The sequence below is a fragment of the Rhodopseudomonas sp. G2_2311 genome, assembly GCF_047501505.1.
GTDB classification, from domain to species: Bacteria; Pseudomonadota; Alphaproteobacteria; order Rhizobiales; family Xanthobacteraceae; genus Rhodopseudomonas; species Rhodopseudomonas palustris_H.
Map to the genome: position 1 here is coordinate 1 of NZ_JAZDRK010000023.1, position 21,075 is coordinate 21,075.

General features: G+C 65.9%; 20 protein-coding genes. 10 read left to right on the forward strand and 10 right to left on the reverse strand.

Translation table 11 applies throughout. The features are described from left to right. Positions 1-267: 267 nt before the first annotated feature. Positions 268-900 carry a TetR/AcrR family transcriptional regulator gene (locus VRZ08_RS21760; protein ID WP_414533874.1) on the reverse strand — a complete coding sequence of 211 codons (633 nt, stop codon included), beginning with the start codon at positions 898-900 and terminating at the stop codon, positions 268-270. Between the two features lie 81 nt (positions 901-981). Here VRZ08_RS21760 and VRZ08_RS21765 point away from each other — a divergent pair, with 81 nt between their 5' ends. Next, positions 982-1,722 (forward strand): SDR family NAD(P)-dependent oxidoreductase, encoded by a 741-nt coding sequence (locus VRZ08_RS21765; protein WP_414533875.1) that lies wholly within the window; start codon positions 982-984, stop codon positions 1,720-1,722. Positions 1,723-1,729: 7 nt separating this feature from the next. On the opposite strand, the gene VRZ08_RS21770 is transcribed toward VRZ08_RS21765, so the two are convergent. Next, complete coding sequence (locus VRZ08_RS21770) at positions 1,730-2,146, reverse strand: MucR family transcriptional regulator (RefSeq protein WP_011157358.1); 417 nt, start codon at positions 2,144-2,146, stop codon at positions 1,730-1,732. A 186-nt stretch (positions 2,147-2,332) separates the two neighbouring features. After that, on the reverse strand, positions 2,333-3,202 hold the full coding sequence (locus VRZ08_RS21775) for a hypothetical protein (protein WP_414533876.1): 870 nt from the start codon (positions 3,200-3,202) through the stop codon (positions 2,333-2,335). A 265-nt stretch (positions 3,203-3,467) separates the two neighbouring features. Between VRZ08_RS21775 and VRZ08_RS21780 the strand changes: the two genes are divergently transcribed. Next, a complete protein-coding gene (locus VRZ08_RS21780; protein WP_107355003.1) occupies positions 3,468-4,250 on the forward strand; it encodes a class II aldolase/adducin family protein in 783 nt (260 codons plus the stop codon). Positions 4,251-4,715: 465 nt separating this feature from the next. After that, positions 4,716-6,713, forward strand: coding sequence for a methyl-accepting chemotaxis protein (locus VRZ08_RS21785; protein WP_414533877.1), 1,998 nt, complete (start codon positions 4,716-4,718; stop codon positions 6,711-6,713). A gap of 39 nt (positions 6,714-6,752) precedes the next feature. Here VRZ08_RS21785 and VRZ08_RS21790 read toward each other — a convergent pair whose 3' ends face one another. From VRZ08_RS21790 to VRZ08_RS21820, 7 genes are all read right to left on the reverse strand, one after another. Beyond that, entirely contained in the window at positions 6,753-7,040 is a 288-nt protein-coding gene (locus VRZ08_RS21790) for a DUF3325 domain-containing protein (protein WP_263991263.1), read from the reverse strand. Next, positions 7,037-8,611, reverse strand: a complete 1,575-nt coding sequence (locus tag VRZ08_RS21795; protein ID WP_414533906.1) for a PepSY-associated TM helix domain-containing protein — start codon at positions 8,609-8,611, stop codon at positions 7,037-7,039. Before VRZ08_RS21795 ends, VRZ08_RS21790 begins: the two co-directional genes overlap by 4 nt. Positions 8,612-8,671: 60 nt before the next feature. Then, positions 8,672-8,953: a DUF3649 domain-containing protein gene (locus tag VRZ08_RS21800; protein ID WP_408018765.1), complete on the reverse strand. Its 282-nt coding sequence runs from the start codon at positions 8,951-8,953 to the stop codon at positions 8,672-8,674. Then, positions 8,950-9,684 (reverse strand): cobalt ABC transporter substrate-binding protein, encoded by a 735-nt coding sequence (locus VRZ08_RS21805; protein WP_414533878.1) that lies wholly within the window; start codon positions 9,682-9,684, stop codon positions 8,950-8,952. The genes VRZ08_RS21800 and VRZ08_RS21805 overlap by 4 nt, the downstream gene beginning before the upstream one ends. Positions 9,685-9,795: 111 nt before the next feature. After that, positions 9,796-12,090 (reverse strand): TonB-dependent receptor, encoded by a 2,295-nt coding sequence (locus VRZ08_RS21810; RefSeq protein WP_414533879.1) that lies wholly within the window; start codon positions 12,088-12,090, stop codon positions 9,796-9,798. 343 nt (positions 12,091-12,433) lie between these two features. Beyond that, positions 12,434-13,840: a M20/M25/M40 family metallo-hydrolase gene (locus VRZ08_RS21815; RefSeq protein ID WP_414533880.1), complete on the reverse strand. Its 1,407-nt coding sequence runs from the start codon at positions 13,838-13,840 to the stop codon at positions 12,434-12,436. A gap of 184 nt (positions 13,841-14,024) precedes the next feature. Further along, entirely contained in the window at positions 14,025-15,635 is a 1,611-nt protein-coding gene (locus VRZ08_RS21820; protein ID WP_107354995.1) for a helicase HerA-like domain-containing protein, read from the reverse strand. A 369-nt stretch (positions 15,636-16,004) separates the two neighbouring features. Here VRZ08_RS21820 and VRZ08_RS21825 point away from each other — a divergent pair, with 369 nt between their 5' ends. The 7 genes from VRZ08_RS21825 to VRZ08_RS21855 all read left to right on the forward strand — a co-directional run bounded on the left by VRZ08_RS21825 (position 16,005) and on the right by VRZ08_RS21855 (position 21,066). Continuing rightward, positions 16,005-16,373 (forward strand): hypothetical protein, encoded by a 369-nt coding sequence (locus VRZ08_RS21825; RefSeq protein WP_107343811.1) that lies wholly within the window; start codon positions 16,005-16,007, stop codon positions 16,371-16,373. A 17-nt stretch (positions 16,374-16,390) separates the two neighbouring features. Beyond that, complete coding sequence (locus VRZ08_RS21830) at positions 16,391-16,798, forward strand: DUF4332 domain-containing protein (protein WP_012495381.1); 408 nt, start codon at positions 16,391-16,393, stop codon at positions 16,796-16,798. A 65-nt stretch (positions 16,799-16,863) separates the two neighbouring features. After that, positions 16,864-17,721: a dihydropteroate synthase gene (folP, locus tag VRZ08_RS21835; protein WP_414533881.1), complete on the forward strand. Its 858-nt coding sequence runs from the start codon at positions 16,864-16,866 to the stop codon at positions 17,719-17,721. Further along, on the forward strand, positions 17,718-18,083 hold the full coding sequence (gene folB / locus VRZ08_RS21840; RefSeq protein WP_414533882.1) for a dihydroneopterin aldolase: 366 nt from the start codon (positions 17,718-17,720) through the stop codon (positions 18,081-18,083). Before folP ends, folB begins: the two co-directional genes overlap by 4 nt. 1 nt (position 18,084) lies before the next feature. Next, the gene (gene folK / locus VRZ08_RS21845; RefSeq protein ID WP_414533883.1) at positions 18,085-18,576 is read left to right on the forward strand and encodes a 2-amino-4-hydroxy-6-hydroxymethyldihydropteridine diphosphokinase; all 492 of its coding nucleotides are present in this window, start codon (positions 18,085-18,087) and stop codon (positions 18,574-18,576) included. Positions 18,577-18,733: 157 nt separating this feature from the next. Further along, complete coding sequence (locus VRZ08_RS21850; RefSeq protein WP_414533884.1) at positions 18,734-20,605, forward strand: methylmalonyl-CoA mutase family protein; 1,872 nt, start codon at positions 18,734-18,736, stop codon at positions 20,603-20,605. Next, entirely contained in the window at positions 20,602-21,066 is a 465-nt protein-coding gene (locus VRZ08_RS21855; RefSeq protein WP_164637752.1) for a GFA family protein, read from the forward strand. Before VRZ08_RS21850 ends, VRZ08_RS21855 begins: the two co-directional genes overlap by 4 nt. Positions 21,067-21,075 lie beyond the last annotated feature (9 nt).

Consider the following 21,075-nt stretch of genomic DNA (forward strand, 5'->3'; position numbering starts at 1 on the left):
CGTCGATGGTGACGCGCGCCAGCCCCTCGGCCGTCATGATGTCGCGCTCGGTGAGCTCCAGATGACTGGCACGAAAGCCGTCGACTTCGGCCCTGCCCTGCGCGCGTGCTGTGGTGGACTTCCGTCCGCGACGTTTGACCTGCATCTCGGTCCGACCTTTCCCAGATTCCCAATCTAGGAAAATATTCACACATCGAAGCCACGACGGCAACAGCGCAGAGCCCTCATTTTCGGATTTTTTTCCTCATCCGGCAACCCGCGCGGCCATCATGCGCCCCAGTGCGCCAGAGCATGGCGGGCCGCCGCCTCCAGCTCGGCGCGGCTGGCACCATCGCGGGCCAGGATCGACATGCCGGCCTGAACGGCCTGATAGAGCCGGGCGACCGCATGGATGTCGGCCGACGCCGGCAACTCGCCTGCCGCAACGGCCTCGCCCAGGCGCGCTTCAAGGCGCTGCAGCGTGACTGCACGGGCGCTGCGCACCATCTCGCCCAGTTCGGCGTGTCCCTCGCTGCCCACGGCGGACAACGTGACCATGCAGCCGAGCGGATGATCGTCAGGCGCCCCGGTCAGCGCGGAGGCGGAGTCGAGCAGAAAAGCTTCCAGCGCCTCGCGCGCGGTCTGCGCAGTGTGAAACCGGCCCCAGACCAGTTGCTCGTAATTGGCTTCGTAGTGTCGCAGCGCCTCGGCGTAGAGCGCCTCCTTGGAGCCGAATGCTGCGTAAAGGCTTGGCGCTCCGATTCCCATCGCCTCGGTCAGATCGGCGATCGAGGTCGCCTCATAACCCTTGATCCAGAACAGCCGGGTTGCCTCCGCCAGCGCACGTGCGCGGTCGAAGGTTCGGGGCCTTCCGCGTGGCCGTGCGGGGCGATCGTCGAAGGGCGGATCTGATTTCTGCATTAATCGCTATATAAATCGCTTGCCCACCTCCGGCAATTCGCCTAGGAATTATATATCGATTACTACAAAAAAGAGGACGACATGGTTGAGCTGACGGGCAAGCGGGCGCTGATCACCGGAGCCTCGCGCGGCATTGGCGCCGCAATTGCGAAGGAACTGGCCGCCAACGGCGCGGACGTCGCCATCACCTATGAACGCTCAGCCGAACGCGCCGCCGAGGTCGTGCGCCTGATCGAGGGCGAAGGACGCCGCGGCTTCGCGCTTCAGGCGGACAGTGCCGATCCGGCGGCCTTGAAGTCCGCGGTGGACGGGGCTGCGACCAAGCTCGGCGGCCTCGACATCCTGGTCAACAATGCCGGTATCGGCCGCGTCGGTCCGATCACCGAGCTCAGCCTCGCCGACATCGATGCGCTGCTGAACATCAACGTGCGCGCAGTGGTGCTCGCGTCGCAAGCCGCGATCCCTCACCTCGGACAGGGCGGACGGATCATTTCGATCGGTTCGACGCTCGCCGAGCGGGTGCCGTTCGCCGGCTCGACCGTTTACGCGATGACCAAGTCGGCGCTGCACGCATTCACGCGCGGCCTGTCGCGCGAGCTCGGGCCGCAGGGCGTTACCGTCAATCTGGTGCAGCCAGGATCGATCGACACCGACATGAACCCGGCGAGTGGCGAGCAGGCCGACCAGCTCCGCGCCCTGACGGCGCTCGGGCGCTATGGCAAGCCCGAGGAGATCGCCGCCGTGGCCGCGTTCCTGGCCAGTCCGGCCGCAGCCCTGATCACCGGCGCAATGATCACCGCGGACGCCGGCTTCTCGGCTTAATTCAGAATTACTTCCGCCGGCGGCGCTGCTGGCCGAGCCCCATCTTCTTGGCCAGTTGCGAGCGCTCCACCGCGTAGTTCGGTGCGACCATCGGGTAGTCCGCGGGAAGTCCCCACTTCTCGCGGTACTGCTCCGGCGTCATCTTGTACTGCGTACGCAAATGCCGCTTCAGCGACTTGAAGCGTTTGCCGTCTTCCAGACAGATCAGATATTCCGGCGTTACCGATTTCTTCACCGGAACGGCCGGCTTGGCCGGCTCCTGCGGCGCCACCTCGGGGCGACCGGCCGACAGCCGTTGCAGCGCGGCGTGGACCTGACCGATCAGCGCCGGGATCTCGCTCGCCTGGGTCGCATTGTTGCTGACATAAGCCGAGACGATCGACGCGGTCAGCTCGATGTAGCTCTTGCCTGGGGTGTCACTCATCGGCCGTCCTTCGTCGTCGGTTCGAAACGCGCCGCGCGGCAGGCCGCGGGCGCGTTGGTCAAATTGTTGGGATACTCGGTGGTATTTTGCAGATCGCCGCCACGCGGCGAATCTAACCTTGCCAATACCGAAGTCTATTTAGGGTGGTGCAGTCCAGCAAGGTAGACCAACAGACGAACCCGCGCGTTAGCTGCGCTGTTCGAGATGCTCGCGCAGTTCGTCGATCGACTCGAACCGCATCATGCCTTCCGGCATCTGCGCCTCGATCGAGCCGTCGGAATACAGCGAATACGCCATGCCATCGACCACGCCGGATTTCAGCACGGTGACCTGCTGCATCTCCTCACTGCGCGGAGCCGGTGTCGGCTCCAGCAGGCCGGACCGTTCCGGCGGCGTCTCGTCGCCCGCCGCTGCAGATCGCTTGCGCGGCCAGGCATCCTCGAAATTGCGCGCGGCGCCACCCAGCAGATCGCCGGACGGCGCCTCCCCGCCGGCCTGGGCCGCGCGCTCCCGCTCGCGGCGGGACGAGGCGAACAGCAGATTGCGCCGCTTCGGCGGCGTCTGCTCGTCCTCGGGCTCGGGCGACGACGTGTCGAGCGGCGCAGAAGGCGGTGGCGGCGGTGGCTTGATCTCGAGCGGCGCCGCGGCCCGCTGGCGCAGCCGGTCGCGCGCTGCGGCTTCCTCCTGCCAGGGCATCACGCCTGCGGGCTCAGAAGCGGGCGAGAGCGGCTGAGGCGGCGTAGGAGGCTCCGACCGATCGCCGGGGAACAGGGCATCACTGTCGGCGCCCGCAGCCGGCGGCTGGGGAAACGCGGTCCGCTCCGGAGCCCTGGTGACGCTGGTCTCGATGTCCTCGGCGCCGAGGCCGGCGCCGATCGACCGCAGCTCACGGATCACCGCCGACAGGCCGAGCAGCAGCGCACCGGTGCAGAAGCCGATCACGCCGGACAGGATCAACGTGTTGCCGAAGCTGAATTCCTTGACCGGGACGCCGACGATGATCGACGCCGCTCCGGCCAGCAGGAAGACGATGCCGGCGACCAGAAGCAATATCATGCTGTACTCCACTCCGGGGCGGAGCGCCTCGGTAGCCCGCGTTACGATAGCGTCATCCGTCCTAGATCGGCAATCGCCTCAGGCCTTTGCGAACAACTTGTTGGCGCGCGGTTGCGGACCCTGCCGCCTTCCCGGCAGGATTGGGGCACCGCCCCGCCACATGCCTGCTCAGCTCCGGTCGGCGCTTGCTGCAAGGCATTCGCAGCACTAGGCTTCCGCCAAGTCAACGCGCCGGGCAACGGCGCCCACACCGAAGAGGAAGCGCATGTCCCCAGCCGAAGCCGCACGCCTGAGAGAAGTCCCCTCCGACATGACCGAGGCCGAGTGGGAGCAGCGGGTCAACCTCGCCGCCTGCTATCGCCTGGTCGCGCTGTACGGCTGGGACGATCTGGTCGACACCCACATTTCGGCCCGGGTGCCCGGCCCCGAGCATCACTTCCTGATCAATCCCTACGGGCTGATGTTCGACGAGATCACCGCCTCGAGCCTGGTGAAGGTCGATCTCGACGGCAACCAGCTCACCGAGAGCCCGTACAAGATCAACCCGGCCGGCTTCACCATCCATTCGGCGATCCATGAGGTCCGCGAGGACGCCGGCTGCGTCATTCACCTGCACACCCCGGACGGCACCGCGGTGGCGAGCTGCATGGACGGCCTGCTGCCGATCAACCAGACCGCGCATTTCGTCACCGGCGACCTCGCCTATCACGACTATGAAGGCGTCGCGCTCGATCACGACGAGCGCCCCCGGCTGCAGCGCGACCTCGGCGACAAGAACCACATGCTGCTGCGCAATCACGGCACGCTGACGGTCGGCCGCACTGTCGCCTCCGCGTTCGAGCGGATGTATCATCTCGAGCGCTCCTGCACGATGCAGGTCCGCACCAAGATGCTCGGCCCGACGGCGTACCCGCTCGAGCAGATGGTGATCGACAAGAACCACGACCTGATCGCCAATCGCGACGCGATGGAGCTGCGCTCCACCAAGCTGGTGTGGCCGCCGCTGCTGCGCAAACTCGACCGCATCGATCCGAGCTATCGGAGCTGAGCGGGCCAACACCGTCATTGCCAGCGCAGCGAAGCGATCCCGAGGCTCAGCACACCGAGCTGGATTGCTTCGTCGCTGCGCTCCTCGCAATGACGGCTGAACTCGCGATTGAAATCTGCAACGGCGATGCTATTCTTTCCGCATCACCCTCTACGCTATTGGAATTCAAACGCCGCCCAATTCCGGGCGGCGTTTTTGCGTCGGCACGCGGCCATCGGCCGCCGACATCGATTTGTGACGTAATTATTACGCGGCGCTTTTCATCACCACCATCGCGCTCATCAACGCCGCGCCGCGCGCGCAAGTAATCGCCCCCCGAAAGATATCTCTGCTTCTGAAAATTCCACCTCGTAGATTTACCGAATGTTGGTCTCTGCCGTCCATGTGTGCGCCGCCGCCAACTAACAGATGGCGACTCGCGAACAAAATAACCTTCGCAGAACTGTCACCAACCTCGGCCGCCCGATGCGTCAGTTGTATTCCGCTTCGAAACACGTTCTGAAATCTCCGTTCAACCGCATCAAGATCGGTCTCCGCTTCAAGATCGCTGTGCTCGGTTTGATCGGCGTAGCCCTGGTCGGCTCCGCCTGCCTGCTCGGGCTGAGAGAGGCAGCCGAGGCGGAGCGCAGATCGGGAGCCAGCGTGGCGCTGCGCTTTGACGTCATGCAGCTGTCGGCCGACTACCTGCAGGCGGGATTGATCGCCAACGAATTCCTGCGCACGTCGGACGACAAGCTGATCGCAAAGCACGAGGTGGTCGCGACGGCGGCCAAGCACCGGCTCCAGGACATCGAGCAGCGGCTCGGCCGAACCGACAGCGACGCGGCGGCGAAGCAATCGACGGCACTGCTCACGGGCCTCAATCTCTATCTCACACGTTTCCAGAATCTGCTGTCGGCCAAACGCGTGCTCGGTCTCACGGAGCAGGACGGATTGCAGGGCAAGCTGCGCGAAGCGACCAGGCGGCTCGAAGCGAATCTGGCTGAGATCGACGATCCCCGCCTGTCGGTGCTGATGCTGACGATGCGTCGCCTGGAGAAGGATTTCATCCAGAAGGGCCGCGAGAAGGACGGGGACGATCTGATCGAACGCGCCTCCGATTTCGCTAACGCGCTGGCCAAGAGCGATCTTGCCGCCGACCAGAAGAAGGAGCTGACGACGCTGATCGGCGGCTACAAATCGAGCTTCCTCGCTTTCATGGTCAGCCAACAGAGTCTGAACGAAGAGATCGAAGACTTCGGTTCGGTGTTCGCCCGCACCCGGCCGACGCTGGACGCGCTGATGACGAGCGCAGAGGCGCGCTATCGGGCTTCCCAATCGAGCGCGGCCCAAGTCCGAAAACTGCTCAACTGGATCATCGGTGGCGTCACCTTGGGCGTGGCGACACTCGCTCTCCTGGTCGGTCAACGCATCGCCGGCTCGGTGACGCGGACCACCGCGGCCATGCAGCGGCTCGCCGCTGGGGATTTCGACGTGGTGCTGCCGGGACTGGAGCGGCGCGACGAGATCGGCGAGATGGCGCGCGCTGTCGAAGCCTTCAAGGCAGCGTCGCAGCGCGCCGCGCGCGAAGAGGCTGACGCTCAGATCGCGCAGCAGCAGATCGAGGCCGAGCTCCGCAGGGACGGCATGCACAAGCTCGCCGACGGCTTCGAGGTCGCGGTCGGCAAGGTAATCGAAACCGTGTTTCTGGCGTCAAGCTCGCTTGAGTCATCGGCGGGCTCGCTCACCCACACCGCCGAGACGTCACGCCAGCTCACGATCGCGACAGCGTCGGTCTCGTCCGAGGTGAGCGCCTGTTTCGGCACAGTTGCGGCGTCGGCCGAGCAACTCCTCGCCTCGGTCGACGACATCGGCCGGCGGATCGAGGAGTCGACGACGATGACGGCCGCAGCCGTGCAGCAAACACGGCAAACCAGCGAGCACGTGCTGCAGCTCGCACGCGCCGGCGATCGCATCGGCGATATCGTCGGGATGATCCAGACCATCGCCCGCCAGACCAATCTGCTCGCCCTGAACGCCACCATCGAAGCCGCACGGGCTGGCGACGCGGGGCGCGGCTTCGCCGTGGTCGCCTTCGAAGTCAAAGCCCTTGCCGAGCAGACCGCCAAGGCGACGCACGATATTCAGCGGCAGGTCGCGGATATCCAGCAAGCGACACGTTCGTCGGCCGGCTCGATCGACCAGATCGTCGGCCTGATCGAACGGGTCTCGGAAACGATCGCGACCATTTCGGCCGCGATCGAGACGCAGGGCCTGGAGACGCGGACCATGTCGGACCACGTGGCGAAAGCTGCGAGCGAGACCGTCCATGTCGCGACCAGCATCGAACAGGTGCAGCGCGGCGCCGAACATGTCGAAAACGCCTCGCGCGAAGTGTTCGCTGCGGCGCAGTCGCTGGCGAACGACAGCAACGTGCTGCGGCGGGAAGTCGCCGACTTCCTGGGCTCGGTACGTTCGGCCTAGGCGCCGGCGGCCGCGAGCGAAGGGGGCGGAGTCGCGGGCTCACTGGCGCAATCCGACCCGGCGGCCGTAGCCGATCAGCGCACAGTACACCAGAGCGGCCGCCAGCGTGGTGTGGCCGCTGAATTTGACCAGGCCGAAGCCCCAGCCGGATACGTCGACCAGCACGGCAAGCGCGAGCGTCAGCAAGCAAGCGCCGATCGCGCGCAGGGCGATCACCACCGGCCGCCGCAGCGAGCGACGCAGGATGTCGTGCTGAGGCCGGCGCATGGCAAATGCGAGCGCAGTGAAGCCCAGCAGACACAGGGCTTGAGCGAGTGCGTGGCTCATGTCGCCGCCTCGCCCGACATCGTTGGGAGCGCGTCGCGCTTCGCCGAGCTGCGCGGCGGGCGAACCCGCGCGCCGTGACGCGCAGTGCGGATGGCCAGCACGGCGTGCAGCAGCGCCAGCGTCCAGCACATCAGGTCGGTGCCGACGAACACCCAATCGCCGACCGCGAAGCTGTGCCACAACGGACGCTGGGTCGTCATGGCGTTGAGCACCGGGATCAACGCCAACAATGCAGCGGCCGCCCACAGCTGCTCGACCCAGGCCGCTCGCGCCGGCCGCAGCAGAGCGTGGAGCAAGGTCAGCGCCCAGACGATGAAGAACACATGGATTTCCCAGAACGCCCGGTCCGCCATCGCAGTCGGCAACAGCCGGTTCGCCCACAGGAACGCCATCATGGCGATCGAGAGGCCTGCGATGCTGGCGATGTTGAGCCGCTCGACCAGGCGAAAACCGAAATACGGCCGCTCCGGATCAGGCAGCTTCTGCCGCCTCTTCACCGTCCACATCACCAGGCCGGTACCGACCATCGCGGTGCCCATGAAGCTGACGATGAAGTACAGCCACCGGGTCTCGAGGTCGCTGAACCGTCCGATGTGCAGCGCGTAGAGCACGCCGCGGGTTTCGGCCGCCGCACCGACGCGATCGTGCACAGAGAGTAATTTGCCGGTGACGCCGTCGAATTCCAGGTAGTCGGGACTCATCGATACGCGTCCGGCATCGCCGCGGGTCACCGCGATACGGGCTGCCGCATTGCCCGGATTGGCCGCGTTGACGCGCCCCACATCGGTCGTGCCCCAACGCACCTGCGCCTGCCGCACCATCGCTTCAATCGAGCCGAGCGGCGCCGCGTCTGCGGCGGGTTTGCCGGGCGGGATGAAGGCATTGAGCTCCGCCATCAGCTGCTGGCGCTCGGCCGGCGTCTTGATGGCGACGCGTTCGCCCCATGGCACGTACAGCGCCATCAACGTCACCAGCCCGGTGTAGGTGATCATCACATGAAACGGCAAGCCGAACACCGACAGCGCGTTGTGCGCGTCGAGCCAGGAGCGCTGGCCCTTGCCCCAGCGGAAGGTGAAAAAGTCAGTGAAGATCTTCTTGTGGGTGATCACGCCGGCGACGATCGCAATCAGCATGAACATCGCCGCGAGACCGGCGAGCAGCCGTCCCCAAAACGGCGACATGTAATAGAACTGAAAATGGAAGCGGTAGAAGAAGTCGCCGCCTGGCGTCTCCCGAGCTTCGACCTGACGGCCGGTCACCGGATCGAAGTGCCCTTCTCCGAAGCCACGCGCATCCTGCGCGACGGGGAGCCGCCAGAACGCATAGACGCTGTTGCTGCGCCCCTCGGGAAGCTTGATGCTCCACTGCGTCGCGCTGGGCGCAATCCGGCCGATCTCATCGGCGACGCGCTGCGCCACCACCGCCGGATCCAGCGCCTGCGTCACGCGCGGCAACTCCGGCCGCATCCACTGCGACAGTTCCTCCTTGAAGAACGACACGGTGCCGGTGAGGAACATCGCATACAGCACCCAGCCGAGCAGCAGCCCGGTCCAGGTGTGCAAGCCCGACATGCTCTGCCGGATGCCGCGATGGGCGTCTTGTCGATCATGCTTGGTCACGCGATGCGCCCCTCAGGAAGCAAACCACGCCAGCGGCGCCAGCACCGCGGCGACGACGGCTAGGCCGATCCAAGCTCTCAGCGCGCTCCGCGCCGCGAACACCCAGATCACCACAGCCGTACACACCGCGAAGCTCGCCAATTGACCGGTGAGCACCGCCTGCGGCTTACTGATCGGCAGCGCCAGCACTGCGACGCTGAGCAGCGCCGCGATCCCGTAGCCGCCGGCCGCCGCCGCGACGAGGCGCGCGATCAACGGACCGATCGTCCGCGCGCGGTGCACCCGCGCGGTCATTTGCTCGGTGCGGCCGGCGTCGCCGGCGGACCGGACGGAAGCGGCGGAAGGCCGTCAGCCTTCTCGTAAGTGACGGTGGTGGCGTAGCTCACCGCATCATAGGGCTCCGAACCCTTGGCACCGGTGCGCTCGCCAGCGGTTTTGTCGTTGAGGCTGACTTCGGCGACGTAAACGCCCTTCCACGGCATGTCGAAGCTGACCAGCCCCTGCGCGTCGGTGTGCGCTTCCTTGGCCCAACCCGACTGCGTCGTCAGCGTGACCTTGGTTTTCGGCTTCGGCTGATCCTTGAACACCAGCTTGAACTGGCCGTGCTGCCCGGTCGGCACCAGGTCGAGCACCAGCTTCGGCTGCTGCGGGGCAAAGCCAGTGATCAGCCGCGCCGCCGGATAGAACCAATTCCGCACGTCCTTATCCTGCTGTTTCCAGGTGTACAGCGGATAGTTCGCGTCCTCGGCCACGATGCTGTCACCGGCCGCAGCCGTGAACGGCAGCTTGAACCCGGTCGGGGTCTTGCTCGCCTCCGCCTTCTGTTCACCCTTGGCAGACAACAGCGTGCCGGTGACCTTGCCGAATTTGTCGAGCAGCCCGGGCGAGGCTTCGCGCAGGTTTTCGCCGAACTCGCCGAACCGAACCACCGTCTGGTCGTCCGCCTGCTCGATCCAGATCTGATGCGCCTGCGCAGGCGCGGCGGCGCCGAGCAGCGCAACGATCGCGAGAGAGAGCTTGTTCATGTGGTGCTCCTTGTTGGCTTGAGATCGCGTGCCGGACGACAGGCCTCCGACACGTGGATGCCCGGCACGAAGGCCGGGCATGAAGTCGTTGCGTGCGCTGCACGCGTTCGATCAGAAATCGAACGCCGCCGAGAGCAGATAGGTGCGCGGCGCACCCACGGTGACGTATGTGCCGGTGGTGAGCCAATAGGTCTCGCCGGTGACGTTCTCGATATTGGCGCGGAAGGTGACCGGCTTGCCGGTGAGCGCCGTCGTGGTGTAGCGCGCGCCGATATCGAGACGGGTCCAACCCGGGAAGCTCAGCGTGTTGGCCGTGGTCAGATAGGCGCTGCCGGTGTGGATCACTCGACCGTTAAGCGCGAGCCCGTGGACCCATGGCGTATCCCAATCAAGCCCGGCGGAGAACGTCTTGTCGGGTACGCCGGCCGCGGCGTTGCCACGCTGCGTCGGGTCGGTCGGATTGGTGAGTTCGGGATTAATGAACGTCGCACTCGCCATGCCGCGCAGGCCTGGCAGGATCAGGCCATAGACGTTTAGCTCCAGGCCCCGGTTGCGCTGCTCGCCATCATAGGCCTGCGCATTGGCGGCCGTGGTGATCAGGCTCGGGCGGGTGATTTGGAACACCGCGGCGGTGGTGGTGATGGTGCCCCAGTCGACCTTGACGCCGGCCTCCTGTTGCTTCGACTTGTACGGCGCCAGGATCGTGCCAGCATTCGAGAAGTTGCCGCCGACGATGGTGCCGCGCGTGAGACCCTCGGCGTAGTTGGCATACAACGACACATTGGTCCACGGCTTGACGACGATACCGGCGAGCGGTGTCGTGGCGCTGGCGTCGTAAGTCGACGTCAACGCACCGATGTTGGTGCCGGTGGTGGCGTAGCTCTCCTGCTTCACCATCTGATGACGACCGCCGAGCGTCAGCAGTACTGACTCGTTCAGGAACGACATGGTGTCGACCACCGCGACGCTGGTCAGCGTGCTGTCGGAGGCGTGCCGCGGCGAGTATCGGTCGAGTGTCACTGCCGGAAGCGGCGCTGGGTTGTAGATGTTGGACGCGGTCGTGCCGCCCTGGATGTAGGCGTTGCCCGCCTCCTGGAAGAACCCGGTATAGGCGACGTTGAGCTTGTGACCGATGAACCCGGTGTCGAACCGCGAACGGAAGCCGACATTGCCGCTAACCGTCTTGGTGTAAGAATCGTAATACGTATTCTGGACGTTGAAATTGCCGAGCGCATCCACCGCCGTCGCCGAGCGCGGGAAGGTCTGGTAGTTCGAGCCATCACGATAGCCAACGCCTGCATAGGCGGTCAGCCAGTTGGTCAGGTCGTATTCCAAAGCGGTTGCGGCCGTGTTGTCCTTCTGGCGCAGCCTCGTGTCGGGATACCAGTTGCTGCGTGCATCAGGAGGCGCCGGAATCGCAGTGGCGGTCGGCAGCAGGCTGATTTGCGGGCGGAAGTTGTCGGTGTTGTCGTTTTGCGAGAATAGATCGAGCGTCCAGCGAAGCCGATCGCCGCGATAGTCGATCGCCACCGCGCCCAGACCCGACTGGAAATTTCCGTCTCTGATCGAGGCTTCACCGTTACGACCAACGCCGTTGAAGCGAACGCCCCACTCCTTGTTGGCGCCGAACCGCTGGCTGGTCTCGAGATGCAGTCCGTAATTCGCCGCGCTCATGAAGAACGGCGTCAGTCGCGAGAACGGCTCGTCAGTAGCACGCTTGGTGACGATGTTGATGCCGCCGCCGACGGCTCCGCTCGGCGCGATGCCGTTGATCAGCGCGCCTGGACCCTTGAGCAACTCGATCCGCTCGATGATCTGGGCCGGAACGCGCTGCGACGACGACAACCCGTACAGACCGTTAAGGCCGACGTCGGTGGCATTCACGGGGAAACCGCGAATGATGAAGGTATCGTCGAAGCCGTTGCTGCTGGTCGTGGTGCGCACGGACGAATCATTGATCAGCGTGTCGGCGGCGGTGCGCGCCTGCTGGTCTTCGATCAGCTGCGAGGTGAAGTTGACGGTTGAGAACGGCGTGTTCATCACGCTGGTCGCGCCGAGCAGGCCGAGCGTGCCGCCCTGCGCCACCTGGCCGCCCGCATAGGCCGGCGCCGGCGCGCCGATGGTGCGGGTCGAGCCCATCGTTGTCGGCGGCGCGGCCGGTGGGGGCGGCGGCTCGGCGGCGCGGCGCGGCGCTACCCGCGCGGCGCGCTGCGGCGTGGCGCGTGGCTGCGCGGTGCGGGTCGCCGCGCGCTGCTGCGGGGCGTCGACCGAGACCGGCGGCAACACGCGCGCTTCGGACTCCTGGGCAGGTGCCGAGGATGGCGCGAGGCCGGCCGCGCACAGCGTCAGCACGCCGGTCGCGACGCCCAAATACAAACGATTGTTGCTAGCCTTGAAGTTGCTCACACCACGCCCCCGTCACTCGTCGGTGTCCGGGTAGGAGATGAGGGATGGTGAGGCAACGGATGCGATTTAGAATTGATATACACGCGCCCATCGCAAGCGCGCGGTGCTTAGAACGAGTCTAGTAAACGACCTCTCCGCTCGGTATCACGCCAGTGAATGCAACGCGGCGACCCGGCGACAAGGAACACCTTGACGCATCGCAGCTTCGCGCAGTTTGCTACTCACCACGCGGAAGCGAAACGGCCATGGAACCGATTTGGAAGGATTCCGGATTTGCGCGCAGTGGCGCAAATCCGGAGCAGGCCTCGCGCAATGCGAGGTGACGATCTGACGCGGAGGTGTTTCAGCGCGGTGCGTCAGCCAGCGCACCGAGAATCCGCACCCATGACCGGATGCCCTTCTGGAAGCTGGTGAGGTTGTACTTCTCGTTCGGCGAATGGATGTTGTCGTCGTCGAGACCGAAGCCGATCAGCACGCTGTCGAGCCCGAGCGTGCGCTTGAAATCGGCGACGATCGGGATCGACGCGCCGGAGCCGATCAGCACCGCTTCCTTGCCCCACTCCTCGGTCAGCGCGCGGCTCGCCGCGGTGAGCGGCTTCATGTCCCACGGCAGCGCGATCGCTGCGCCGTTGGAGTGATCGAGAAACTCGGCGTGGCAATCGCCCGGCAGGCGGGCGGTGACATAAGCGCGGAACGCATCGCGGATCTTGTTCGGGTCCTGCCCTTCGACGATGCGGAACGACACCTTGGCCGAGGCTTCCGCCGCGATCACGGTCTTCGATCCCTCGCCGGTGTAACCGCCGACGATGCCGTTGATGTCGCAGGTCGGTCGCGAGATCAGCTGCTCGATCAACAGACGATCGTCCTCACCGGCCGGAATCGACAACCCGATCGGGCCGAGAAAACTCTCGGCGGTCAGGTTCAGTCCCTTCCACTGCGCCAGGATCTCCGGCGGCAAATCCTTCACGCCGTCATAGAAGCCCGGAATGGTGATGCGGCCGTGCTCGTCGTGCAGGCCGCCGAGAATCCGCGTCAGCACCCGGATCGGATTCTGCGCGCCGCCGCCATAGACGCCGGAATGCAGATCGCGGTTCGCCGCCTTGATCTTCACCTCTTCATAGACGAGACCGCGCAGCGAGGTGGTGATCGCCGGAGTCGCCGGGTCCCACATTCCGGTGTCGCACACCAGCGCGAAGTCGGCGGCGAGATCCTTCTTATGCGCATCCAGGAACGGCACGAAGTTCTTCGAGCCGACTTCCTCCTCGCCCTCGATCACGATGGTCAGGTCGATCGGCAGTTCGCCGGTGGCGTCCTTCCACGCCCGGCAGGCTTCGATGAAGGTCGAGAGCTGGCCTTTGTCGTCCTGCGCACCGCGCGCCACGATGATCTTGCGGCCGTCGGCATGGTCGGCGATCACCGGCTCGAACGGCGGCCGATGCCACAGCTCCAGGGGATCGACCGGCTGCACGTCGTAGTGGCCATAGAACAGCGCGTGCGGCCGGTTGCCGGTGTTGCTCTTGGCCTTCGCCACGATCGCCGGATGACCGGCGGTCGGCCTTACCTCGGCATCAAATCCGATCGACGCGATGTCGGCGCAAAGATGCTCAGCCGCCGCCTTGCAGTCCGCCGCAAACGCCGGATCGGCCGAAATCGACTTGATCCGCAGCAGTGCGAACAGCCGCTGCAGCGCAGAGTCGAAATCGGCATCGGCGCGGGCAAGCACCGTTTGAACGTGAGAGCTGGCGGACATGCTGTGTTCCTTGTGTGAACTCGTCATGCCCGGCCTTGTGCCGGGCATCCACGTCTTGCGGCAGGCACCGCCGGTAGACGTGGATGGCCGGGACGAGCCCGGCCATGACGCATGATAGGCAAATAGCTCGAACTATGAAGACGTCAGGATGCAGCGCGCGTCTGCAAACCGCGATCCTCTCGTCTCACCGTCGCAGCATTCCGCCGAGCGTGCCACGCACGATCGAGCGACCGACCGAGCTGCCGAGCGAGCCGCCGACCTTCTTGCCGAGCTCGGCGGCGACGCCGCCGACCACCGTGGTGGCGACGGTGCGGGCAACATTGCGGGCGACGAGTTGGCCGGTGGTGAGCTTGCCGCGCGGCGTGTTGGTGCCGAACACGGTCGAGAACAGCCCGCCGAGCTGACCGAGAATGCCGCCCTCGCCCGGTGCCGCATCTTCATTCGCCGACTTGCCGTCGATCCGGGCGCGCAGCTTCTCGTAGGCGGATTCGGAATCCACCGCGGTGTCGTATTTGCCTCGCACCGGGCTCGCGGCGATGATCGCCTTGCGCTCTTCCGGCGTGATCGGTCCGATCCGCGCCGACGGCGGCCGCACCAGCACGCGCTCGACCATCGCGGGCGTGCCATTGCCTTCGAGGAACGACACCAGCGCTTCGCCCTTGCCGAGCTCGGTGATCGCCTTGGCCGTATCGAGCTTCGGGTTCGGCCGGAAAGTGTCGGCCGCGGCCGCCACCGCCTTCTGGTCGCGCGGCGTGAAGGCACGGAGCGCGTGCTGCACCCGATTGCCGAGCTGCGCCAGCACCCGGTCCGGCACGTCGATCGGGTTCTGGGTGATGAAGTACACGCCGACGCCCTTGGAGCGGATCAGCCGCACCACCTGTTCAATTTTGTCCATCAACGGCTTCGGCGCGTCATTGAACAGCAGGTGCGCCTCGTCGAAGAAGAACACCAGCTTCGGCTTGTCGGGGTCGCCGACTTCCGGCAGCTCCTCGAACAGCTCCGACAGCATCCACAGCAGGAAGGTCGCGTACAGCCGCGGATTGGTCATCAGCTTGTCGGCGACCAGAATATTGACCAGGCCGCGGCCCTGGCTGTCGGTGCGGATGAAGTCCTTGAGCTGCAGCGCCGGCTCGCCGAAGAATTTCTCGCCACCCTGATTTTCCAGGACCAGAAGCTGACGCTGGATGGTGCCGACGGTCTGCTTGGTGACGTTGCCGAGCGACTGCGCGGCCTGGCGGATATCGGCATTGACGTCGCCGGCTTCGGCGACCTTCTGCGCGATCGGCGCGATCGCATCGAGCATCGCGCGCAGATCCTTCATGTCCATCAGCGGCAGGCCCATGTCGTCGGCGACACGGAATGCGACGTTGAGCACGCCCTCCTGCACGTCGTTGAGATCGAGCATCCGCGACAGCAGCAGCGGTCCCATCTCGGAAACGGTGGCGCGCACCGGATGGCCCTGCTCGCCGAACACATCCCAGAACACCGTGGTGAACTGGTCCGGCTGGAATTTCAGCCCGATCTCCTGGGCACGCTTGAGGATGAAGTCCTTGGCCTCGCCGACCTCGGCGATGCCCGACAGATCGCCTTTGATATCGGCCGCAAACACCGGCACGCCGGCGCGCGCAAAGCCTTCCGCCATCACCTGCAGCGACACTGTTTTGCCTGTACCGGTGGCGCCGGTGACCAGGCCGTGGCGATTGGCGAGCGCCAACGTCAACCACGCCGGCTGTTCGCCCTGACCGATAAAAATCTTGTCTTCGGTATCACCGCTCGCGATGCCGCTCGCCGCCATTTCTTCGTTTCCTCGCACAGAACATTCCAACCGGTCTTAGTTTCCTCGCACAGAACATTCCAACCGGCGATCGATCGCCCGGCGCAACACTCATCCTGCCAATCGCAATGGAACCATTCAACGACGATCGCGGCGAGACGTTGGCGCGATATTCACCCTACTGCGCGCAAACGACGCTCGATGCGTGGCTTCGCGGTGCCTCAGCAGCATATCTCGCGTCGTCGCCTTTGCAATGTTGCAACACTTGCGGAGCGAAATGCCGCCGAGTCGCTGACTCGATGACGAGGGTCGCTTGTGTTTCGTTGCGGAGCGGATCAGGATGATTTTAGAACATGGACCGGTGATAAGAACCGGCGTGGCGGGGGCGTTATGGACGAGTTGATTGAAAGACTGGCCGACAAGGCCGGTCTGGACAAATCTGTTGCCGACAAGACGATCGGCATCATTCTCGCCTTTCTCCGCAATGAAGGACCGCAGGAGCCGGTCCAGGCTTTGATCGACAGCATTCCGGGCGCCGAGGCTGCGATCGAAGCGGCAGGCTCCTCGCGTGGCGGGCTGAGCCGCCTGATCGGCGGCGGCGTGATGGCGATGGGGACGAAGCTGCTCGGCCTCGGCCTCGGCATGTCCCAGATCCAGACGATCGCCCGCGAACTGTTCAAGGCCGGCCGCGACAGAATTGGCGCGGAGAAGATGGGCGCCATCATCGAAGGCACGCCCGGCCTCCGCCAGTTCACCTGAACCTAGTATCGAGTGCCATGACATATCCAATCGCTCAGCTCGACGGCATCACCGAGGTTGCCGCGAGCAAATTGAAATCGGTAGGAATTCGCACCACCGAAGCGCTGCTCGAAGCCGCCCGGACCGTGAAGGGCCGCAAGGCGCTCGCCGCGAAGACCGGCCTCACCGAGCAGCAATTGCTGCAATGGGCCAACCTCGCCGATTGCATGCGGGTTCCCGGTCTCGGCAAGGCAAAGGCCGATCTGCTGCGCGCCGCCGGCGTCTCGACGCTGCGCGAGTTCACCCACCGCAATCCGGCGCGGCTGGCGCAGAACATGAAAGAAGCCAATCTCAAGCGCAAACTGGTGCGCGCGCTGCCCTCCGAGAAAGAAGTCGGTCAACTGATCGAGCAGGCGCGCAAGCTGCCATTGAAAATCACCTACTAAGGTCCGGTGCGCCGGTGCAGCCCGCCGCTTGACAGGCTTTCGCGGACCGCGCAAAGCGCTGGCGCATGACCGCTTCCCCATCGCTGACCGCATCGCCCGCCGCTCCGGCCAAGCCGCCACAGCTGCGCGATCTGCTGGCGCGTCCCGCCACGGCGGTGATGGGCATTCTCAACGTCACGCCGGACTCGTTCTCCGACGGCGGCGATTATCTTGCGCCCGAGCAGGCGCGTGCCCATGCGGCCGAGATGATCGCGGATGGCGCCGAGATCATCGACATCGGCGCGGAGTCCACCCGTCCCTACGGCTCGCAGCCGGTGACCGCGGCCGAAGAGCTGCGGCGGCTGCAGCCGGTGCTGGAAGCGGTGGTCGCGCTCGGCACACCGGTGTCGATCGACACCATGAAGGCCGAAGTCGCCGCCTGGGCGCTCGACCATGGTGCCGCGATCGCCAATGACGTGTGGGGATTGCAGCGCGATCCCGAGATGGCCGGCGTCGTCGCTGCGCGCCGCGCCCCGGTGATCGTGATGCACAATCGCGACGCCGCCGATCCAGCCATCGACATCGTCGCCGACATCAACGCGTTCTTCGAGCGCTCGCTGACGATCGCCACCAAGGCCGGGATCGCTGATGAGCTGATCGTGCTCGATCCCGGCATCGGCTTCGGCAAGACGCCGCAGCAGAGCATGATCACCCTGGCGCGGCTGCGCGAGTTCGCGAGCTTCGGCCACCCGCTGCTGGTCGGCGCCTCGCGCAAGCGTTTTATTAGTACGATCGTGCCGAGCGAACCGAAGCAGCGGCTCGGCGGTTCGCTCGCCGCGCACCTGATCGCCGTCGAGAACGGCGCCAAGATCATCCGCGCGCACGACGTCGCCGCGACCTCGCAGGCACTGAAAGTCGCCCACGCCATCAGGGACAGCCGATGAACGACACCATCTTCATTTCCGGCCTGGTGCTGCACGCCCGCCACGGCGTGATGCAGCACGAGACCGAAGTCGGCCAGCGTTTTGTGATCGATCTCGAACTCACCGCCGATCTGTCGGAGTCCTCGCGCACCGACCGGCTGTCGGACACGGTGTCGTATTCGAACGTAGTGGCGTGTACCACCGCGGCGTTCAAGGATGCCAACTACCGGTTGCTCGAACGCGCGGCCGGCGCGGTCGCCGATGCGATCCTGACGAGCTTCGACAAGATCACCGCGGTGAAGGTGACGGTGCACAAGCCGCACGCACCGATCCCGGCGATCTTCGACGACGTCGGCGTGATCATCACCCGCAGGCGGAGCTGAGATGCCGCGCGCTCTGATCGCGCTCGGCGGCAATGTCGGCGACGTCCGCGCCACGTTCGACAAGGCGATCGCCAACATCTGCGGCATGACCCAGGCCGAACTGATCGCGCGCTCCCCGGACTACGCGACGCCACCATGGGGCGATGAGCAGCAGGACCGCTTCGTCAACGCCTGCGTGGCGATCGAAACTGCGCTCGATCCGCATGCGCTCTTATTTACGCTGCACAAGATCGAGAAGCGCTTCGGTCGCGACCGCGCCAGCGAACGGCGCTGGGGTCCGCGGACGCTCGATCTCGACCTGCTCGCCTACGACGACGCCGAGATCAATCGGCCGGACCTGACGCTGCCGCATCCGCGGCTGTTCGAGCGCGCCTTCGTGCTGGTGCCGCTGCTCGACATCGTGCCGGACCAGGTGATCGCCGGCCGCTCGCTGAAAGACGCCCTCGCCGGGCTGTCGACCGCCGGGATCGAACGGCTGCCGGACCGCGGCTGAGCCGCCGCTTCTGGGAATATCCCGCAACACGGTCCGCCGCAGTGCACAGGGCGCAATCTCGTCCTTATTGCCTCAAACAACTGTTTGGCATCGCCGTCCGCACGTGGCATTTTCCGGCCAAATCACGTTCCGGTATTCTGGGAGTTCGATTTCACCGATGTCTTCTGCAAACCAAGAGCTGCGGCTCGCCGCCGATTTCGCCCCGGCCGGCTATGAGGACTGGCGCAAGCTGGTCGATGGCGTGCTGAAGGGCGCACCGTTCGAGAAGCTGATCAGCAAGAGCTACGACGGCATCCAGATCGATCCGATCTACGTGCGGGCGCGCGACGCCGCGCCGATCGCCGGCCGCGCTCCCGCGGCACCGTGGCGGATCATGCAGCGGGTCGATCACCCGGAGCCGAAGGAAGCCAACAAGCAGGCTCTGCAGGACCTCGAAAACGGCGCCACCGGCCTGACGCTGGTGTTCGCAGGCAGCGTCGGCGCGCGCGGCTTCGGTCTGCCGTCCACTCAGGAAGCGATCGCGCAGGTGCTGGAGGGGGTCCACCTCGACGCCGGCATCGCGATCGAACTGCAGTTCCCGCCGCAATCCTGCGACGTGGTCCGCCACCTCGCCGACCTGATCAAGAGCCGCGGCACCGATCCGGCCGCCTGCGACATCCGCTTCGGCATCGATCCGCTCGGCGCGCGCGCCGTGCAGGGGGCGAGCGCCACCGAGTGGAGCGAGATCGCCAAGGGCCTCGGCGACGTCGCCGCCGGCCTCGCCAACGCCGGCTTCAAGGGCCCGTTCCTGGTCGCCGACGGCCGCGTGATCCACGATGCCGGCGGCTCAGAGGCGCAGGAGCTGGCCTACGTGCTCGGCTGCAGCGTCGCCTATCTGCGCGCACTGGAGTCCGCCGGCGTCGCGCTGGATGCCGCCCGCGGCATGATCTACGCGCGTCTGTCCGCGGATACCGATCAGTTCCTGACGATGTCCAAGTTCCGCGCGCTGCGGCTGCTGTGGGCGCGGATCGAGCAGGCCTGCGGCGTAGCGCCGAAGCCGGTGTTCGTCGCCGCCGAAACCGCATGGCGGATGCTGACCCAGCGCGACCCTTACGTGAACATGCTGCGCGCCACGATGGCGACCTTCGCCGCTGCGCTCGGCGGCGCCAATTCGGTGCAGGTGCTGCCGCACACGCTGGCGCTCGGCCTGCCCGACGCATTCGCCCGCCGCGTCGCCCGCAACACGCAGCTGGTCCTGCTGGAAGAGTCCAACCTCGATAAGGTCGCCGATCCGGCTGCGGGTGCCGGCGGCATCGAAGCGCTGACCAAGGAGCTGTGCGACGCCGCCTGGGCCCAGTTCCAGGAGATCGAGCGCGCCGGCGGCACCCTCGCCGCCCTGCAGGCCGGGCTGATCCAGCCGAAGGTCGCGGCCAGCCGCGCGGCCCGCGACAAGGCGATCGCCAAGCGTCGCGACGTTCTGACGGGCGCCTCCGAATTCCCGAACCTGCACGAGGCACAGGCCAAGGTGCTCGACGTCAAGCCGGCCGCGGTGCCGCCCGCCGGTGAGGCGAAGATCAGCTTCACGGCGCTGACACCCATTCGTCTGGCGACCCCGTTCGAAAGCCTGCGCGACAAGTCCGACGCCGTGCTGGCCGCGAAGGCGTCGCGGCCGAAGGTGTTCCTGGCCAATCTCGGCACGCCCGCCGACTTCACCGCGCGCGCCACCTTCACCAAGAGCTTCTTCGAGACCGGCGGCATCGAGGCAGTCGACAGCGAAGGCTTCACCGACGCGGCTGCGCTCGCCGACGCCTTCAAGGCATCCGGTGCGGCGTTCGCGTGCCTGTGCTCGTCCGACAAGGCCTACCCGACCTATGCGGCCGCCGCCGCCCAGGCACTGCGCGCCGCGGGCGCCAAGCGGATCTATCTGGCCGGCCGCCCCGGCGAGCAGGAGAGCGCGCTGCGCGAAGCCGGGGTGCAGGAGTTCGTGTTCGCCGGTGGCGACGCCTTGGCGACGCTCAGCGATGCCTGGAAGGGCATCGAAGCGGCATGACGGGGACCGGCAAAGCGGTGCTCTCCGGCGGCTGCCAGTGCGGCGCGATCCGCTACGCGCTGTCGGCCCCGCCGCTGAGCACGGCGCTGTGCCATTGCCGAATGTGCCAGAAGGCGACCGGGGCACCGTTCGCCTCGATGGCCGAGGTCGCCAAGGACAACTTTGCCTGGACCCGCGGCCAGCCTGCGTCGTTCCGCTCCTCCTCGGTCGCCGAGCGCGACTTCTGCAAGGACTGCGGCACCCCGCTGGGCTATCGGCTGCAGTTCTCCGACAGCATCGAGATCCTGACCGGAACCTTCGATCGGCCGGACCGGGTGGTCCCGACCATGCAATACGGCACCGAAGCGAGGCTCGGCTGGACCGGCACGATCGCGAACCTGCCGAGCAAGACCACGTTGCAGAACTACGGGCCCGACAGGCTGGCGCAAGTGTTCAGCTATCAGCAGCCGGACCACGATTAACCCGACGAA

What these genes read in the sequence shown, in the direction of transcription:
- folK (WP_414533883.1), top strand. Translation starts at nt 18,085, where the DNA reads ATGCCGCGCGCTCTGATCGCGCTCGGCGGCAATGTCGGCGACGTCCGC.
- VRZ08_RS21825 (WP_107343811.1), top strand. Translation starts at nt 16,005, where the DNA reads ATGGACGAGTTGATTGAAAGACTGGCCGACAAGGCCGGTCTGGACAAA.
- folB (WP_414533882.1), top strand. Translation starts at nt 17,718, where the DNA reads ATGAACGACACCATCTTCATTTCCGGCCTGGTGCTGCACGCCCGCCAC.
- VRZ08_RS21815 (WP_414533880.1), bottom strand. Translation starts at nt 13,840, where the DNA reads ATGTCCGCCAGCTCTCACGTTCAAACGGTGCTTGCCCGCGCCGATGCC.
- VRZ08_RS21775 (WP_414533876.1), bottom strand. Translation starts at nt 3,202, where the DNA reads ATGATATTGCTTCTGGTCGCCGGCATCGTCTTCCTGCTGGCCGGAGCG.
- VRZ08_RS21805 (WP_414533878.1), bottom strand. Translation starts at nt 9,684, where the DNA reads ATGAACAAGCTCTCTCTCGCGATCGTTGCGCTGCTCGGCGCCGCCGCG.
- VRZ08_RS21770 (WP_011157358.1), bottom strand. Translation starts at nt 2,146, where the DNA reads ATGAGTGACACCCCAGGCAAGAGCTACATCGAGCTGACCGCGTCGATC.
- VRZ08_RS21820 (WP_107354995.1), bottom strand. Translation starts at nt 15,635, where the DNA reads ATGGCGGCGAGCGGCATCGCGAGCGGTGATACCGAAGACAAGATTTTT.
- VRZ08_RS21850 (WP_414533884.1), top strand. Translation starts at nt 18,734, where the DNA reads ATGTCTTCTGCAAACCAAGAGCTGCGGCTCGCCGCCGATTTCGCCCCG.
- VRZ08_RS21800 (WP_408018765.1), bottom strand. Translation starts at nt 8,953, where the DNA reads ATGACCGCGCGGGTGCACCGCGCGCGGACGATCGGTCCGTTGATCGCG.
- VRZ08_RS21765 (WP_414533875.1), top strand. Translation starts at nt 982, where the DNA reads ATGGTTGAGCTGACGGGCAAGCGGGCGCTGATCACCGGAGCCTCGCGC.
- VRZ08_RS21795 (WP_414533906.1), bottom strand. Translation starts at nt 8,611, where the DNA reads ATGTCGGGCTTGCACACCTGGACCGGGCTGCTGCTCGGCTGGGTGCTG.
- folP (WP_414533881.1), top strand. Translation starts at nt 16,864, where the DNA reads ATGACCGCTTCCCCATCGCTGACCGCATCGCCCGCCGCTCCGGCCAAG.
- VRZ08_RS21760 (WP_414533874.1), bottom strand. Translation starts at nt 900, where the DNA reads ATGCAGAAATCAGATCCGCCCTTCGACGATCGCCCCGCACGGCCACGC.
- VRZ08_RS21780 (WP_107355003.1), top strand. Translation starts at nt 3,468, where the DNA reads ATGTCCCCAGCCGAAGCCGCACGCCTGAGAGAAGTCCCCTCCGACATG.
- VRZ08_RS21785 (WP_414533877.1), top strand. Translation starts at nt 4,716, where the DNA reads ATGCGTCAGTTGTATTCCGCTTCGAAACACGTTCTGAAATCTCCGTTC.
- VRZ08_RS21855 (WP_164637752.1), top strand. Translation starts at nt 20,602, where the DNA reads ATGACGGGGACCGGCAAAGCGGTGCTCTCCGGCGGCTGCCAGTGCGGC.
- VRZ08_RS21790 (WP_263991263.1), bottom strand. Translation starts at nt 7,040, where the DNA reads ATGAGCCACGCACTCGCTCAAGCCCTGTGTCTGCTGGGCTTCACTGCG.
- VRZ08_RS21830 (WP_012495381.1), top strand. Translation starts at nt 16,391, where the DNA reads ATGACATATCCAATCGCTCAGCTCGACGGCATCACCGAGGTTGCCGCG.